The sequence below is a fragment of the Methylopila jiangsuensis genome, from assembly GCF_027922305.1.
Taxonomy (GTDB): domain Bacteria; phylum Pseudomonadota; class Alphaproteobacteria; order Rhizobiales; family Methylopilaceae; genus Methylopila; species Methylopila jiangsuensis.
Genome location: NZ_BSFK01000005.1, coordinates 930,616 through 945,036, shown reverse-complemented (window position 1 = coordinate 945,036; position 14,421 = coordinate 930,616). Strand labels below are relative to the sequence as shown.

At 70.2% G+C, this 14,421-nt stretch carries 17 protein-coding genes; 15 read left to right on the top strand and 2 right to left on the bottom strand.

The window, feature by feature from the left end; translation table 11 throughout:
- Nucleotides 1–53 precede the first annotated feature (53 nt).
- Genes yajC through PKE85_RS05935 form a run of 5 tightly spaced genes read left to right on the top strand, consistent with a single transcriptional unit; the run spans nucleotide 54 to nucleotide 4,255 of the window.
- Entirely contained in the window at nucleotides 54–392 is a 339-nt protein-coding gene (gene yajC / locus PKE85_RS05955; RefSeq protein WP_271203858.1) for a preprotein translocase subunit YajC, read from the top strand.
- A 58-nt stretch (nucleotides 393–450) separates the two neighbouring features.
- On the top strand, nucleotides 451–2,067 hold the full coding sequence (gene secD, locus PKE85_RS05950; RefSeq protein WP_271203857.1) for a protein translocase subunit SecD: 1,617 nt from the start codon (nucleotides 451–453) through the stop codon (nucleotides 2,065–2,067).
- Nucleotides 2,068–2,083: 16 nt separating this feature from the next.
- Entirely contained in the window at nucleotides 2,084–3,040 is a 957-nt protein-coding gene (gene secF, locus PKE85_RS05945) for a protein translocase subunit SecF (protein ID WP_271203856.1), read from the top strand.
- Between the two features lie 25 nt (nucleotides 3,041–3,065).
- A complete protein-coding gene (locus PKE85_RS05940; RefSeq protein WP_271203855.1) occupies nucleotides 3,066–3,440 on the top strand; it encodes an Mth938-like domain-containing protein in 375 nt (124 codons plus the stop codon).
- Nucleotides 3,440–4,255: a squalene/phytoene synthase family protein gene (locus PKE85_RS05935; RefSeq protein ID WP_271203854.1), complete on the top strand. Its 816-nt coding sequence runs from the start codon at nucleotides 3,440–3,442 to the stop codon at nucleotides 4,253–4,255. Before PKE85_RS05940 ends, PKE85_RS05935 begins: the two co-directional genes overlap by 1 nt.
- A gap of 9 nt (nucleotides 4,256–4,264) precedes the next feature.
- On the opposite strand, the gene PKE85_RS05930 is transcribed toward PKE85_RS05935, so the two are convergent.
- Entirely contained in the window at nucleotides 4,265–4,867 is a 603-nt protein-coding gene (locus tag PKE85_RS05930) for an LOG family protein (RefSeq protein ID WP_271203853.1), read from the bottom strand.
- 182 nt (nucleotides 4,868–5,049) lie between these two features.
- On the opposite strand from PKE85_RS05930, the gene PKE85_RS05925 reads away from it, so the two are divergent.
- From PKE85_RS05925 to PKE85_RS05910, 4 genes are all read left to right on the top strand, one after another.
- Complete coding sequence (locus PKE85_RS05925) at nucleotides 5,050–6,447, top strand: LysM peptidoglycan-binding domain-containing protein (RefSeq protein WP_271203852.1); 1,398 nt, start codon at nucleotides 5,050–5,052, stop codon at nucleotides 6,445–6,447.
- Between the two features lie 55 nt (nucleotides 6,448–6,502).
- The gene (locus PKE85_RS05920) at nucleotides 6,503–8,398 is read left to right on the top strand and encodes an ABCB family ABC transporter ATP-binding protein/permease (protein WP_271203851.1); all 1,896 of its coding nucleotides are present in this window, start codon (nucleotides 6,503–6,505) and stop codon (nucleotides 8,396–8,398) included.
- A 62-nt stretch (nucleotides 8,399–8,460) separates the two neighbouring features.
- The gene (locus tag PKE85_RS05915) at nucleotides 8,461–9,165 is read left to right on the top strand and encodes a phosphatidylserine decarboxylase (protein WP_271203850.1); all 705 of its coding nucleotides are present in this window, start codon (nucleotides 8,461–8,463) and stop codon (nucleotides 9,163–9,165) included.
- A gap of 27 nt (nucleotides 9,166–9,192) precedes the next feature.
- On the top strand, nucleotides 9,193–10,005 hold the full coding sequence (locus PKE85_RS05910) for a CDP-alcohol phosphatidyltransferase family protein (RefSeq protein WP_271203849.1): 813 nt from the start codon (nucleotides 9,193–9,195) through the stop codon (nucleotides 10,003–10,005).
- Nucleotides 10,006–10,011: 6 nt separating this feature from the next.
- Here the strand turns inward: PKE85_RS05910 and PKE85_RS05905 are convergent, their stop codons facing one another.
- Nucleotides 10,012–10,206 carry a hypothetical protein gene (locus PKE85_RS05905; RefSeq protein ID WP_271203848.1) on the bottom strand — a complete coding sequence of 65 codons (195 nt, stop codon included), beginning with the start codon at nucleotides 10,204–10,206 and terminating at the stop codon, nucleotides 10,012–10,014.
- Between the two features lie 124 nt (nucleotides 10,207–10,330).
- Here PKE85_RS05905 and PKE85_RS05900 point away from each other — a divergent pair, with 124 nt between their 5' ends.
- The 6 genes from PKE85_RS05900 to ureC are packed head-to-tail and all read left to right on the top strand — an operon-like array spanning nucleotide 10,331 to nucleotide 14,300.
- Entirely contained in the window at nucleotides 10,331–11,191 is an 861-nt protein-coding gene (locus PKE85_RS05900) for an urease accessory protein UreD (RefSeq protein WP_487353023.1), read from the top strand.
- Nucleotides 11,192–11,213: 22 nt separating this feature from the next.
- On the top strand, nucleotides 11,214–11,516 hold the full coding sequence (locus PKE85_RS05895) for an urease subunit gamma (RefSeq protein ID WP_271203846.1): 303 nt from the start codon (nucleotides 11,214–11,216) through the stop codon (nucleotides 11,514–11,516).
- Between the two features lie 11 nt (nucleotides 11,517–11,527).
- Entirely contained in the window at nucleotides 11,528–11,833 is a 306-nt protein-coding gene (locus PKE85_RS05890; protein WP_271203845.1) for an urease subunit beta, read from the top strand.
- A gap of 43 nt (nucleotides 11,834–11,876) precedes the next feature.
- Nucleotides 11,877–12,176: a hypothetical protein gene (locus PKE85_RS05885; RefSeq protein WP_271203844.1), complete on the top strand. Its 300-nt coding sequence runs from the start codon at nucleotides 11,877–11,879 to the stop codon at nucleotides 12,174–12,176.
- Nucleotides 12,173–12,565 carry a type II toxin-antitoxin system VapC family toxin gene (locus tag PKE85_RS05880; protein WP_271203843.1) on the top strand — a complete coding sequence of 131 codons (393 nt, stop codon included), beginning with the start codon at nucleotides 12,173–12,175 and terminating at the stop codon, nucleotides 12,563–12,565. The genes PKE85_RS05885 and PKE85_RS05880 overlap by 4 nt, the downstream gene beginning before the upstream one ends.
- Nucleotides 12,566–12,587: 22 nt before the next feature.
- A complete protein-coding gene (gene ureC, locus PKE85_RS05875) occupies nucleotides 12,588–14,300 on the top strand; it encodes an urease subunit alpha (protein ID WP_271203842.1) in 1,713 nt (570 codons plus the stop codon).
- Nucleotides 14,301–14,421: the final 121 nt, after the last annotated feature.

Below are 14,421 nucleotides of genomic sequence, written 5' to 3'. Positions count from 1 at the left end.
TTGAAGCCGGCTCGTTCGAGCGAGGCGCGCGACCCACGCCACCGGAGCTCACGATGTTCGTCACCCCCGCCTACGCCCAGGCCGCCTCGGCGGCGCCGAGCGGAACGGATTTCCTCATCCAGCTGCTGCCGTTCCTGCTGATCTTCGTGATCATGTACTTCCTGATCCTGCGGCCGCAGCAGCGGCGCGTGAAGGCGCATCAGGAGATGGTGAAGAGCGTGCGCCGCGGCGACACCGTGGTCACCTCCGGCGGCCTGATCGCCCGCGTCACCAAGGTGGTGGACGACGGCGAGGTGGAGATCGAACTGTCGCCGAACGTCCGCGCCCGCCTGTCGCGCGCCATGATCGCCGAGGTTCGGGCCAAGGGCGAACCGGTCAAGGCCGACTCCTGAGCGCGTAAAGCGCGCGCCGGGCCGCCCCGGCCGCGCGAACAAGAAGGCCGGAAGGCTCATGCTGCATTTCTCGTTCTGGAAGACCGCGGCGGTGCTGGCGCTCTGCGCGCTCGGCGTTCTGTTCGCGCTGCCCAACGTGCTGCCCCAGTCGGTTCGCGACGCCTATCCGAGCTGGTTCCCGGCCCGCACCATCGTGCTGGGCCTCGACCTGCAGGGCGGCTCCCAGCTCCTGCTGGAGGTGGACGGCGAGGCGCTGACGCGCTCCCGCGCGGTGGCGCTGCAGGAGGACGTGCGGCGGCAGATGCGGGAAGCCCGCATCGGCACCAGCGAGATCCGGCTCGACGGCCGCGCCGTCTCCGTGACGGTGCGCGACGCCGCCGATCTGGCCAAGGCGCAGGAGCGGCTGCGGACGCTCGCCCAGCCGATCACCAACACCGTGTTCGGCGCTACGGGCCAGCTCGATCTGGAGGTCGGCCAGCGCGGCGCCAACGTGGCGACCGTCTCCATGACCGACGCCGGCGTTCAGGCCCGCATCCGGCAGGCGGTGGACCAGTCGCTTGAGGTGGTGCGCCGCCGCGTGGACCAGCTTGGCACGGTGGAGCCCTCGATCCAGCGCCAGGGCGCGAACCGCATTCTGGTGCAGGTGCCGGGCCTCGGGGATCCAGAGCATCTCAAGCGCATCCTCGGTCAGACCGCCAAGCTCGAGTTCCGGCTGGTTTCTGAAGACACGCCGATAGAGCAGGCGCTGCAGGGCGCGCTGCCGGCCGGTACCGAGCTGCTGTACGAAGGTGGTTCTGCGGAGCAGGGCGGCCGCCCTCTTGTGATCGAGCGCCGCGCCATCATTTCAGGCGACGAACTGACCGACGCTCAGCCGGGTTTCGAGCAAAACACCCGCGAACCGGTGGTCTCGTTCCGCTTCAACAACCGCGGCGCCCAGGCCTTCGCGGACGTGACGCGTCAGAACGTCGGCAAGCGTTTCGCCATCGTGCTGGACGACAAGGTGATCTCCGCTCCGACAATTCGTGAGGTGATTCCAAACGGGCAGGGCCAGATTTCCGGCAGCTTCACCGTCCAGAGCGCGAACGACCTCGCCGTGCTGCTGCGCGCCGGCGCGCTGCCCGCCCCGCTGAATGTGATCGAAGAGCGCGTCGTCGGCCCCGGCCTCGGCCAGGACTCGATCGAGGCCGGCACCCGCGCCACCTGGGTCGCCGCCGTGTTCGTGGTCATCTTCATGTTCGCGACCTATGGCGTGTTCGGCTTCTTCGCCAACGTCGCGCTCACCGTGCATGTGGTGTTCATCTTCGCGCTGATGTCGCTGCTCGGGGCCACGCTGACGCTGCCCGGCATCGCCGGCATCGTGCTCACCATCGGCACGGCGGTCGATTCCAACGTGCTGATCTACGAGCGCATCCGCGAGGAGTTCCGCGCCGGGCGCAGCATGGTCTCGGCCATCGAGGCCGGCTTCAAGCACGCCTTCGCCGTCATCGTGGACTCGAACTCCACCATGGGCATCGCGGCCCTCATCCTGTTCGCGCTGGGCTCCGGTCCGGTGCGCGGCTTCGCGGTGGTCTTCCTGCTGGGCATCCTCACGACCGTGATCACGGCCGTGACCATGACCCGCATGATGATCGCGCTGTGGTACCGGCGCACGCGCCCGACCACGATGCCGTTCTGACCGAAAGCCCGCACCGATGCGTCTGATCCGTCTCTTCCCCGACGACAGCAAGTTCCGCTTCGTCCGCTGGCGCTGGCTGAGCTTCCCGTTCTCGGCGGCGATCTCGGTCGCCACCATCATCCTGTTCCTGACGATCGGCCTGAACTTCGGCATCGACTTCACCGGCGGCACGCTGATGGAGCTGCAGGCGAAGAACGGCGTCGCCGACATGGCGTCCGTGCGCGATAAGGCGCACGGCTTCGACGCCGGCGAGGTGGAGGTGCAGGAGTTCGGCTCCGGCGGTCAGGTCTCGGTGCGCTTCCGGGTGCAGCCGGGCGGCGAGCCGGCCCAGAGCGCGCTGGTGAGCAAGGCCCGCGCCGCCTTCGAGGCCGACTACGAGGTCCGCCGGGTCGAGACGGTCGGCCCCCGCGTCTCGGGCGAACTGGTGCAGTCCGGCACGCTCGGCATCGTGCTCGCGATCGTCTGCGTGCTGGTCTACCTGTGGTTCCGCTTCGAGCTCACGCTCGCCATCGGCGCCGTCATCGGCACGCTGCACGACATCGTGCTCACGGTCGGCTTCTTCATCATCACCCGCGAGGAGTTCAACATGACCTCCATCGCGGCGATCCTCACCATCGTGGGCTATTCGCTGAACGAGACCGTGGTGGTGTTCGACCGCACCCGCGAGCTGCTGCGGCGCTACAAGAACATCCCCACCGAGGAGCTTTTGGACATCTCCATCAACTCCACCATGTCGCGCACCATGATGACCGCCACCACCACGGCCCTGTCGCTGCTGGCGCTGGTGCTGTTCGGCGGGCAGGCGATCCAGGGCTTCGCCAACGTGATGCTGTTCGGCGTGCTGATCTGCACCTATTCGGCGATCTTCGTGTCCTCGCCCATGCTGATCTATCTCGGCCTGAAGACCTCGGGCCGGGCGGCGGCGGACGAGAAGGCCGAGGCCCAGGCGCGCGCGGCCAAGGCGCGGGCCTGAGCCGGGCCGGGAGCGCTCGGGCGCCATGGAGGACGGGCGGCACCTGCCGGGCGCGCATCTGATCGACGCCTATGGCGGCGGCGGGTTCCGCTTCGCCGACCTGTCCCATCGCGGCTCGCTGCTGTGCCTGCCGTCCGGGATGTGGGCCTGGCCCTACGGGAGCGCCCGCGATCTGGATGAGGCCGCCTTCGCCCGCGTGCTGGCGGAGGCGGACGCCATCGACACCCTGCTGTTCGGCGCAGGCGCCGATATCGCGCCGCTGCCGCCGGCCGTCCGGACCGCGCTGAAGGCGCGCGGGATTGTCGTCGAGCCCATGGCCACCGGGGCCGCCGCCCGCACCTGGAACATCCTGGTCGGCGAACGCCGCCGCGTCGCGGCCGCCTTGCTGGCGGTGGCGTGATGGCGGAGAGCGGGCCGGACCCGGTCGCGACGCTGGTGCGCGACGCCGCCTTCGACGCCTACTCGGCCGGCCTGTTCGCGCCCGCCGGGGCGCGGCCCCATCTCTACGCGCTGCAGGCGTTCGACATCGAGCTGTCGCGGGTGCGGGACCTGACCCGCGAGCCGCTGCCGGGCGAGATGCGCTTCCAGTGGTGGCGCGATGCGCTGGCGGACCCCGCCCGCGCCGACGCCGCGGCCCATCCCGTCATGCGGGCGCTTGAGGCCGCGATCCGTTACGGCGCGCTGCCGCGACAGGCGTTGCAGGACCTGATCGACGCCCGCAACGACGATCTCTACGACGATCCGCTGCCCACGGTGGGCGATCTGGAGGCCCGGCTCGGCGCCACCCGCTCCGCGCTGCTGCGCCTGTCGTCGCTGATCCTCGCGCGGGGGCGCGATCCCGGCGGGGCGGACGCGGCCGGTCATGGCGGGCTGGCGCTGGGGCTGACGCAGATCGCGCGGGAGCTGTCCCGCGCGCCGCAGCGCGTGGCGCGGCTCGTGCCCGTGGAGCTGCTGGCGGCGCAGGGCGTGGGGCAGGGCGATCTCGAACGCAACGAGGCGCCGGCCGCGCTTGTGGCCGCGCTTCGGGCGCTGGCGCTCCGGCATCTGAACGCGGCGCGGGCGGCTTACCCCGCGCTCGATCCCGTTGCGGCGCCGGCCTTTCTGCCGCTGGCGCTGGTCGCGTCCGATCTGACGCGGCGGGGGCCGGGCGATGGTCTCCGCTGGCTCAGGCTCGCCCGGCTGTGGCGCGCGAGTCGCCGTTCGACGCCGTTCTGAAGCCCGGCTTCAGAGCTGTTGCAGGGCGATCTCGTCGGGTTCGGACAGGTCGTCGATCAGCCGCGCGGCGTTCTCCAGCAGCGGCATCACCTCGTCCACCCCGGTCGCCACCACGTAAGGCACCGTCATGCCAGGACGGATGAAGCCCTGCGACGACATATGGTCCAGCAGGGCGATCAGCGGGCTCCAGAAGCCGCCGAAGTCGGCGATCAGGATCGGCTTGTCGTGGCGGCCGAGCTGGGCCCAGGTCATCTGCTCCACCAGCTCCTCCAGCGTGCCGACGCCGCCGGGCAGGGCCACGAAGGCGTCGGAGCGCTCGAACATCAGGCGCTTGCGCTCGTGCATGTCTTCGGTGACCAGCAGCTCCTGCACGTCGGCCAGCATCACCTCCCGGTCCACAAGGAACTGCGGGATGATGCCGGTGACGTGGCCGCCGGCGGAAAGCGTCGCGCGGGCCACCGCGCCCATCAGCCCGATGTTGCCGCCGCCATAGACGAGGCCGATGCCGGCCTCCGCCAGCGTCCGGCCCAGGGCCGCCGCGTCCTCCATGTGCCTGGGGTCCGCTCCGGGACTGGAGCCGCAATAGACGCAGACGGTTCGGATTCGGGTCATGCGATGAGTTGGCGCCGCGCTGCGGCGGCGGTCAAGACGAAGGGCGGGCACGGATAAGACCAATGGCGATCAAAGCGATCGGAGATGCGCGGCGAACGCCCACAGTGTAGGAGAAAAGCATGGAGCGCGGATGACGATGACGTCATTCGCCTTCGGGACGGGCGATTGTGGGCGTTCAGGTGATGAGCAAGGCGGTCAAGCGGAGTTTCGTGGTCGGGGTCGCGGTGGCGGCGGCGGTGGCCGCCGGCCTTTACGGTTGCGAGCCCGAACTGCGGCAGGCGCTGGATCGCCTGAACGGCGCGCTTCCGGCGCCTCCGGCCCAGCCTCCGGCTCCTTCCCCCGAACCGCAGACGCCGCCGGCTCCCGAAGCCCCAGCCGCCGCGCCCGCTCCAGCCGCGCCCCCTCCAGCCACGGCTCCTGCGCCGCAGCCGCCCGCGCCCGCCACGCCCCCGGCCGCCGCGCCGGCCCCTTCGACTCAGCCGGTCGAGCCGCGCGCCTCCACGCCCCCGGCCAATCCCGCGCCCTCCACGCCGCAGGCGCCGCGCGAGCCCGGCGCCGCGCCTGCGACGCAGCCCAAAGCCTCCGCCGAGGGCTCGTTCGACGTGGTGCGGGTGGAGCCCTCGGGCGATCTCGTGGTGGCCGGGCGCTGCGCGCCCGAGTGCGCCGTGGCGCTGCTCGCCAACGGCCGTCCCCATGACGAGGCCAAGGCGGACGCCGGCGGCCAGTGGGCCATGACGCCGAAGCCGTTGACGCCGGGTGACCACCAGCTCGGGCTTCGCACCCGGGACGTGGCCGGCGTCGAGACCGTGTCCCGCCAGACGCTCACCGTCGTGGTGCCGCAGCCGCCGTCGAAGGACGTGCTGGTGGTGCTGAACGATCCCGAGGCGCCGTCCAAGGTGCTGCAGAAGCCGGACGGATCGCCCGCCGCCCCGGCGCAGCCTCCGGCCCCCGCGGTCGCGGAGGCGCCGGCTCCCGCTCCGAAGCCCGCCGCGCCCATGAAGCGGCTCGCCATCGGCGTGGTCGAGGCGGAAGGCGGACGGTTTTTCGCGCAAGGTCAAGGACCTGAGGGCGCCCAGCTCAGGCTTTACCTGAACAACGCGCCGGTGGCCCGCGCCGTCATAGGCGCCGACGGAGCGTGGTCGCTCAGGGTCGAGAAGGGCCTCGCCGCCGGCGACTATGTGGTGCGCGCGGATCAATTGCGCGCCGACGGCGGCGTCGAGGCGCGGGCTGAGGCGCGTTTCGCCTATGCGCCATCGGCGCAGGCGCCCCAGGCGGCGCCTCAAGCCGCCGCCGCCCCCCGCGCGGATAGCCAGCCCTCGGCCGCGCCCGACAGCGCCGCGCCGGCCGGTTCCGCGCCGTCGTCGCCGTCCTCGGACGCGGTGGTCGGCGCGCTCGAGACCGCCACAGTTCAGCGCGGCGACAGCCTGTGGCGCATCTCGCGCTCGGCCTACGGACGCGGCACGCGCTACACGGTGATCTACGCCGCCAATGACGGGCAGATCCGCAACCCGAACCTGATCTATCCCGGCCAGGTGCTGGTGGTGCCGCGCAGCGAGGCCGACGACGCCGCGGCGCGATGAGCGCGGCGTCCGCGCCTCTCGCATTCGTGTTCCGGCTGCTTATCTGGCGGGTCTCATGACCGACGTCCCGCCGATGCAAGCCGCCGCACAGAAGACGTTCGACGCCGAGGGCTTCGCCCTGTTCCGGGCGCTCGCGGCGCTACGCCCGTTTTTCTGGCCGGCGGACCGGCCGGACCTGAAGCGTCGCCTGATCCTGGCCTTCGGTCTGCTGCTGGCGACCAAGGTCGTCACCGTGCTCGCGCCTTACGGCTTCAAATGGGCCACCGACGCCCTGACCGCGCCGGCGGGCGCGCCGACCGCCGACGCCTGGATGGCGGTGGCGGTGGCGTCGCCCGTGATCATGGTGGTCGCCTATGGCTTCGGCCGGGTGATGATGGTGGCGCTGGCGCAGGCGCGCGACGGCGTGGCCGCGCCGGTGGTGATGAACGCGGTGCGGAAGCTCGCGCTGCAGGTGTTCGGCCACATCCACAATCTCAGCCTGCGCTACCACCTCACCCGCCGCACCGGGCTGTTGAGCCGCGTGGTCGACCGCGGCCGCTCCGCGATCGAGACGCTGACGCGCACCGGCCTGCTCACCATCGTGCCGACGCTGATCGAGATCGTGCTGGTGCTGCTGGTGCTGCTGCGGCAGTTCGACTGGCGCTACATGGCGGTGGTGGCGGTCATGGTCGCGGCCTATCTCGTCTTCACCTATTCGGTGACCGAGTGGCGGCTCAACATCCGCCGGGAGCTGAACGACAACGACAACGACGCCAGCTCCAAGGCCATCGACAGCCTGCTCAACTACGAGACGGTGAAGTATTTCGGCGCGGAGCGGCGCGAGGCCGAGCGCTACGACCGCTCCATGGCCCGCTACGAAGGCGCCTCCATCCGCGCCTACACCTCGCTCGCCTGGCTGAATGGGGGCCAGGCGCTGATATTCGCCACGGGGCTGACGCTGTGCATGGTGATGGCGGTGGGCGACATCCGCGCCGGCCGCAACACGGTCGGCGACTTCGTGCTGATCAACGCCCTGCTGGTGCAGCTTTACGTGCCGCTGAACTTCATGGGCTTCATCTACCGGGAGATCAAACAGTCGGTCACCGATCTGGAGGCGCTGTTCAACCTGCTCAGGCAGGACGCCGAGATCGCCGATCGTCCGGGGGCGCAGCCCCTGCGGGTTCCCGCCGGCGCCATCCGCTTCGAGAACGTGGATTTCGCCTACGATCCCGAGCGGCCGATCCTGAAGAACGTCAGCTTCGAGGTGAGGCCCGGCCGCAAGATCGCGATCGTGGGGCCGACCGGTGCGGGAAAATCCACCATCTCCCGGTTGCTGTTCCGGTTTTACGACGTGTCCGCCGGCCGCGTGACCATCGACGGGCAGGACATCCGGGACGTGACGCAGACCTCGCTGCGCGCCGCCATCGGCATGGTTCCGCAGGACACGGTGCTGTTCAACGAGACCATCCGTTACAACATCCGTTACGGCCGCTGGGACGCGACCGAGGACGAGGTCGCGCGGGCGGCGGAGCTGGCCCAGATCGACGGCTTCATCCGCAGCCTGCCGGACGGCTACGACACGGAGGTCGGCGAACGCGGCCTCAAGCTCTCCGGAGGCGAGAAGCAGCGCATCGCCATCGCCCGCACCATCCTGAAGGGGCCGCCGATCCTGATTCTGGACGAGGCCACTTCGGCGCTCGACAGCGCCACCGAGAAGGACATCCAGGACGCGCTCGGCCGGGTGGCGGAGGGGCGCACCACGCTGGTGATCGCGCACCGGCTGTCCACCATCGTCGACGCCGACGAGATTCTGGTGCTGGAGGCCGGCCGGGTGGTCGAGCGCGGCTCCCATGCGGAGCTTCTGGCCAAGGGCGGCGCCTACGCCGGGCTCTGGCTGCGCCAGAGCGAGGCGGAGCGGGCGCGGGAGACGCTGGCGCGCGCGGGCGAGGACGCCTACGCCGCGGCGGAGTGATGCGCGGTTCCGTCGCAAGCTCGCTTGGTTCGGGCGCGCGCATGGCGTAAGACCTGCCGACCATGATCGACGACATCGCCGCCTCCATCCGCAAGGTCGTGCCGCCCATCCATAAGGAAGGGCGGCCGTTCATCGCCATTTTCGCCGCCATCGCGCTGGTGCTGTTCTTCATCTGGCAGCCGCTCGGCTGGCTGGGCGTGGGCGCGACCATCTGGTGCGCCCTGTTCTTCCGCGACCCCGAGCGCGTGACGCCGCTCCGGGACGGGCTGGTGGTCAGCGGCGCCGACGGCGTGGTCTGCGACGTCAGCCACGCGGTTCCGCCGCCGGAGCTCGGCCTCGGCTCCGCGCCCATGCCGCGGGTCGCGGTGTTCATGAACGTGTTCGACGTGCATGTGAACCGCGCGCCGATCGCGGGCCGCGTCACCCGGATCGCCTACACGCCCGGCAAGTTCCTCAACGCCGATCTGGACAAGGCGAGCGTCGACAACGAGCGCAACGGTCTCGTGATCGAGAGCGTGTTCGGCCCCGTGGGCGTGATCCAGATCGCGGGTCTGATCGCCCGCCGCATCGTCTGCTTCGTGCGCGAGCAGGATCAGATCGGCGCCGGCGAGCGCTTCGGCCTGATCCGCTTCGGCAGCCGGGTGGACCACTACCTGCCGGCGGGCGCGCAGCCGATCGTGGCGGTGGGGCAGCGCACCGTCGCTGGCGAAACCGTGATCGCCGATCTGGTGGCCGCCGGCGCGTCCCGGACGTTCCGGAAAAACTGACCCGCCGCTTCGCAAGGGCCTGAGCCGATGGACGAGTTCCGCCCCGCTCCCGAGCCTCAAGCCGCCGGCCGGCGCTCCCGGCTGCGATTCGTGCCGCTGCGCCTGCTGCTGCCCAATCTGGTGACGCTGCTGGCGCTGTGCGCCGGCCTCACCGGCGTGCGCATGGCGATCGAGGGCCGGCTGGAGCTCGCGGTCTACCTGGTGGTGCTGGCCGGCGCGCTCGACGGCGTGGACGGGCGGCTCGCCCGGCTGCTGAAGGGCACCTCCCGCTTCGGCGCGGAGCTGGACAGCCTCGCCGACTTCGTCAGCTTCGGCGTGGTGCCGGCGCTGATCCTTTACGTCTGGGGCCTGAACGGCCTCGGCCATGTGGGCTGGATCGGCGGGCTGATCTTCGCCATCGCCGCGGCGCTCCGGCTCGCGCGCTTCAACGTGGCGCTGGACGATCCCAACAAGCCGGCCTGGGCCGGGCAGTTCTTCGTGGGCGTGCCGGCGCCGGCGGGCGCGATCCTGTCGCTGCTGCCGATCTATCTGGAGTTCCTCGGCTTTCCGCGCACGCCCGTGGCGCTGCCGCTGGTGCTGGTCTACGTGCTCGGCGTCGCGCTGCTGATGGTGAGCCCGCTGCCCACCTGGTCCGGCAAGAAGCTCGGGGCGCGGGTGCATCGGGCCTATGTGGCGCCGCTGCTGATCGCCGCCGCGCTGCTCGTGACGCTGCTGGTGAGCTACCCGTGGCTGGTGCTGACCACGGTCACGCTGGCCTATCTCGCGACCATCCCCTTCGCGATCCTGCACCAGCGCCGGCTGATCGCCCGCGACAGGGCCGCGGCGACAAAGGCGGGCTGATCCCGCTCAGCCCTCGCAGGCGAGGATGCGCAGGCGCAGCGGCACGGCGGGGAATCGGTCCCGCAGCAGGCGCAGGGCTTCGGCGGTTGTGCCGGGATGGCTGGTGGCGAGATGGGCGCGCATGGCGTCCAGCGTCTGGCCGACCGACGCCGCGATCGCGACGGTCGCCAGAGGTTCAAGCGCGAGAGCGACGGGCGGCATGTCAGGCTCCTCCGCGAAAGACGGTACGTCAGTAACGTCAGCTTGGTTAACGCTGGTTAACATTCCGTAAACCACCGGTGCCGCCCGTTGAGTCCCTTGCGAAAGTCTTACGCCGCACGCCATCATGCCGCGGCATTTAGGAGCGGACGACGTGACGGCAAGCGCCCCAGACCTTGCTCGGCGGCAAAGGGCGCGGGGACGCGCCCATGTGGCTTTCGCCGAGCGCTTCGGCGCCGTGCGGGTGAGCGATCTGGAGCAGGGTGGTTCGCTCAGGGTGATGTTTCCGCGCCCCGAACCCGGCGAGCCGCTGTGCGCCGCGCTCGCCAACATCGGCGGCGGGGTCGCCGGAGGCGACGAGCTGGCGATCTCCGCCCACTGGCGTGAGGGCGCGGAGGCCGTCGTCACCAGCCAGGCGGCGGAGAAGGTCTATCGCGCCGTCGACCACGTCCCGGCCCGGATCGAGACCCGGCTGACGGTGGCGGCCGGCGCGCGGGCGCTGTGGCTGCCGCAGGAGACCATCGTGTTCGAGGGCGCCCGGCTGGAGCGCGGCCTCGACGCGGAGCTTGCCGAAGACTCGAGCCTGATCGCCTGCGAAAGCCTGGTGTTCGGCCGCACGGCGCGGGGCGAGCGGGTGGAGACGGGCCGCGTGTTCGACCGCTGGCGGGTGCGGGTCGGCGGCCGGCTGGTCTACGCCGACGCGCTGGAGCTGGACGGCGCCGTCGCCGCCACGCTGGACGCCAGGGCGGTGGGCGACGGCGCGGTCGCGGTCGCGAGCCTGCTCATGGTCGCCCCGGACGCCGAGGCCCGGCTCGGGCCGTTACGCGCGGCGCTGGCGCCCGCAGAGGTGGAGTGGGGCGCGAGCGCCTTCGACGGTTGCGTCGCGGCGCGCTTCGTGGCTCGCTCGGCCTTGGCGCTGCGGCGCGCGCTCGGGAGCGCCGTCACCAGCCTCTCCGGGCGCCGCCCGCCCCGCCTGTTCGCGTTCTAGCTGTCCGAAGGATGATCCCGCGATGAACCTCACCCCCCGCGAGAAGGACAAGCTGCTGATCAGCATGGCCGCGGTCGTGGCCCGGCGGCGGCTGGAGCGCGGCGTGAAGCTGAACCACCCCGAAGCGGTGGCGCTGATCGCGGATTTCGTGGTGGAGGGCGCCCGCGACGGCCGCTCCGTGTCCGACCTCATGGCCGCCGGCGCGAAGGTGCTGACCCGCGAGCAGGTGATGGAGGGCGTGCCCGAGATGATCCATGACGTGCAGGTGGAGGCCACCTTCCCGGACGGCACCAAGCTCGTCACCGTGCACCAGCCGATCCGCTGAGGAGCCCCCGCATGATTCCCGGAGAGATCTTCCCCGCCGACGGCGACATCGAGCTCAACGCCGGCGCGCGCGCGGTGACGCTGGAGGTGGCCAACACCGGCGACCGGCCGGTGCAGGTGGGCAGCCACTACCATTTCGCCGAGACCAACGCGGCGCTCGCCTTCGACCGCGCGGCCGCCCGCGGCCTGCGGCTCGACATCCCCGCCGGCACGGCGGTGCGGTTCGAGCCCGGACAGAGCCGGGAGGTGACGCTGGTCCCCTTCGCCGGCGAGCGGAAGGTGTTCGGCTTCCGCGGCGACGTGATGGGCGGATTGTGATAGTCTTCCGAAAGTCGGCCTGACAGAACGAAAGCTGAAGGACATGCCTACGTTCAGAGCGGAAGTTCAGCCTGACGGCTCCGTCGTTCTTCCGGACGAGCTGAAATCTCGACTGAGGATAGAGCCGGGCTCTCACGTCGAGTTTTTTCTTTCGTATGACGGACAGGTGCATTTTCACGCCATTACGGAGACGGCGTGGGGATGGAGCAAATTGTTCGAGAAGCGCACGCCCCCGCTTTCGATTCGGGAGATGGATGACGCCATCGTCGACGGGCTAACCGAGGACGATGAGCGCATCCGCTCCGAGGACCCGGCGGACACGCACGGCCACGCCGCCGAATGATCGGCGTCGACACCAACATCCTCGTTCGGATTTTCGCCTCTGACGACGAGGCGCAGTCGAGAGCCGCCGCGCGCTTCGTCGATCGGGCGGCCGAGCCGATTTACGTGAATCTCATCGTCGTGCTTGAGACGCTGTGGACCCTGAAGCGGGCCTACCGGTTCGATGAGGATCGGCTTGTGGTCATCTTGCGCAAGCTGACCGAACATCCGGCCATCGTCTGCAGCCACAAGAACCTGATGCGCGACGCCGCTCACCGCACGAAGGAGGAGGGCGGCGACGTGGCCGACAATCTGATCGCGTTGATGAACGGCTCTGCCGGCTGCTCCACCACCTACACCTTCGATCGGCAGGCCGCGCTCGGCGACGGCTTCACTCTTCTAACCGCCTGACCCTCCGGAGACCTCACGCCCCATGCCCGCCAGGATCTCCCGCGCCACTTACGCCGACATGTTCGGCCCGACCGTGGGCGACCGCCTGCGGCTCGCCGACACCGATCTGATCGTGGAGGTGGAGAAGGACTTCACCATCTATGGCGAGGAGGTGAAGTTCGGCGGCGGCAAGGTGATCCGCGACGGCATGGGCCAGTCCCAGGCGAGCCGGGCGGAGGGGGCGGTCGACACCGTGATCACCAACGCGCTGATCATCGACCATTCGGGGATCGTGAAGGCGGATGTGGGCCTGAAGGACGGGCGCATCCTGAAGATCGGCAAGGCCGGCAACCCGGACGTGCAGCCGGGCGTGGACATCGTGGTCGGACCCGGCACGGAAGTGATCGCGGGCGAGGGCAAGATCCTCACCGCGGGCCTGATCGACGCCCACATCCATTTCATCTGCCCGCAGCAGGTGGACGACGCGCTGTGCTCCGGCGTCACCACCATGATCGGCGGGGGAACCGGGCCGGCCACGGGCACCGCCGCCACCACCTGCACGCCGGGGCCGTGGCATCTGGCGCGCATGATCGAGGCCTCGGAAGGGCTGCCGATCAACCTGCTGTTCGCGGGCAAGGGCAACGCCTCGCTGCCCAGGGCGCTGGAGGAGCAGATCCTCGGCGGCGCGGCGGCCCTGAAGCTGCACGAGGACTGGGGCACCACGCCCGCCGCCATCGACTGCTGCCTGACCGTCGCGGACGCGCTCGACGTGCAGGTGATGATCCACACCGACACGCTGAACGAGAGCGGCTTCGTGGAGGACACGGTCGGCGCGTTCCGGGGCCGCACCATCCACGCCTTCCACACGGAGGGGGCCGGCGGCGGCCACGCGCCGGACATCATCAAGGTGGCGGGGCTGAAGAACGTCATCCCGTCCTCCACCAACCCGACGCGCCCCTACACGGTGAACACGCTGGACGAGCATCTGGACATGCTCATGGTGTGCCACCACCTCGACGCCTCCATCGCCGAGGACGTGGCCTTCGCCGAGAGCCGCATCCGCAAGGAGACCATCGCGGCCGAGGACATCCTGCACGACATGGGCGCGCTCTCCATCATCTCGTCGGACAGCCAGGCCATGGGCCGGGTGGGCGAGGTGGGCATCCGCACCTTCCAGACCGCGCACAAGATGAAGCTGCAGCGCGGCCGGCTGAAGGAAGAGAGCGGCGACAACGACAATCTGCGCGTGCGCCGCTATGTGGCCAAGGTCACCATCAACCCGGCCGTCGCCCACGGAATTTCGTCCCATGTGGGCTCGGTGGCGGAGGGCAAGCTGGCCGATCTCGTGCTGTGGTCGCCGGGCTTCTTCATGGTGAAGCCCGATCTGGTGCTGAAGATGGGCGTCATCGTCATGGCGCCCATGGGCGACCCCAACGCCTCCATCCCCACGCCGCAGCCGGTGCATTACCGGCCCATGTTCGGCGCGCTCGGGCGCTCGCTGCTGAACTCCTCCGTCACCTTCGTCAGCAAGGCGGCGCTGGACGACGGGCTGAAGGGCAGGCTCGGCCTGACGCGCGAACTCGTGGCTGTCTCCAACACCCGCGGCGGGATATCCAAGGCGAGCATGATTCTGAACGACGCCACGCCGGTGATCGAGGTCGATCCCGAAACCTACGACGTGCGCGCCGACGGGGAGCTTCTCACATGCGAGCCGGCCGACGTGCTGCCCATGGCCCAGCGCTACTTCCTGTTCTGAAGGTCGGTCTGAGCCACCGGCTCCTGCGTCATGCCCGAGCTTGTCTCGGGCATCCACGACTTGAGCGTTCCAGCTTTCGTCCCGCGGAAAGTCGTGGATGCCCGGCGTTCGCCGGGCATGA

Excerpts from the sequence above, each read along its gene's own strand:
- PKE85_RS05890 (WP_271203845.1), top strand. The coding sequence starts at position 11,528 with ATGATTCCCGGAGAGATCTTCCCCGCCGACGGCGACATCGAGCTCAAC.
- PKE85_RS05895 (WP_271203846.1), top strand. The coding sequence starts at position 11,214 with ATGAACCTCACCCCCCGCGAGAAGGACAAGCTGCTGATCAGCATGGCC.
- ureC (WP_271203842.1), top strand. The coding sequence starts at position 12,588 with ATGCCCGCCAGGATCTCCCGCGCCACTTACGCCGACATGTTCGGCCCG.
- secD (WP_271203857.1), top strand. The coding sequence starts at position 451 with ATGCTGCATTTCTCGTTCTGGAAGACCGCGGCGGTGCTGGCGCTCTGC.
- PKE85_RS05940 (WP_271203855.1), top strand. The coding sequence starts at position 3,066 with ATGGAGGACGGGCGGCACCTGCCGGGCGCGCATCTGATCGACGCCTAT.
- secF (WP_271203856.1), top strand. The coding sequence starts at position 2,084 with ATGCGTCTGATCCGTCTCTTCCCCGACGACAGCAAGTTCCGCTTCGTC.
- PKE85_RS05930 (WP_271203853.1), bottom strand. The coding sequence starts at position 4,867 with ATGACCCGAATCCGAACCGTCTGCGTCTATTGCGGCTCCAGTCCCGGA.
- PKE85_RS05935 (WP_271203854.1), top strand. The coding sequence starts at position 3,440 with ATGGCGGAGAGCGGGCCGGACCCGGTCGCGACGCTGGTGCGCGACGCC.
- PKE85_RS05915 (WP_271203850.1), top strand. The coding sequence starts at position 8,461 with ATGATCGACGACATCGCCGCCTCCATCCGCAAGGTCGTGCCGCCCATC.
- PKE85_RS05925 (WP_271203852.1), top strand. The coding sequence starts at position 5,050 with ATGAGCAAGGCGGTCAAGCGGAGTTTCGTGGTCGGGGTCGCGGTGGCG.
- PKE85_RS05900 (WP_487353023.1), top strand. The coding sequence starts at position 10,331 with ATGCCGCGGCATTTAGGAGCGGACGACGTGACGGCAAGCGCCCCAGAC.
- yajC (WP_271203858.1), top strand. The coding sequence starts at position 54 with ATGTTCGTCACCCCCGCCTACGCCCAGGCCGCCTCGGCGGCGCCGAGC.
- PKE85_RS05880 (WP_271203843.1), top strand. The coding sequence starts at position 12,173 with ATGATCGGCGTCGACACCAACATCCTCGTTCGGATTTTCGCCTCTGAC.
- PKE85_RS05885 (WP_271203844.1), top strand. The coding sequence starts at position 11,877 with ATGCCTACGTTCAGAGCGGAAGTTCAGCCTGACGGCTCCGTCGTTCTT.
- PKE85_RS05920 (WP_271203851.1), top strand. The coding sequence starts at position 6,503 with ATGACCGACGTCCCGCCGATGCAAGCCGCCGCACAGAAGACGTTCGAC.
- PKE85_RS05910 (WP_271203849.1), top strand. The coding sequence starts at position 9,193 with ATGGACGAGTTCCGCCCCGCTCCCGAGCCTCAAGCCGCCGGCCGGCGC.
- PKE85_RS05905 (WP_271203848.1), bottom strand. The coding sequence starts at position 10,206 with ATGCCGCCCGTCGCTCTCGCGCTTGAACCTCTGGCGACCGTCGCGATC.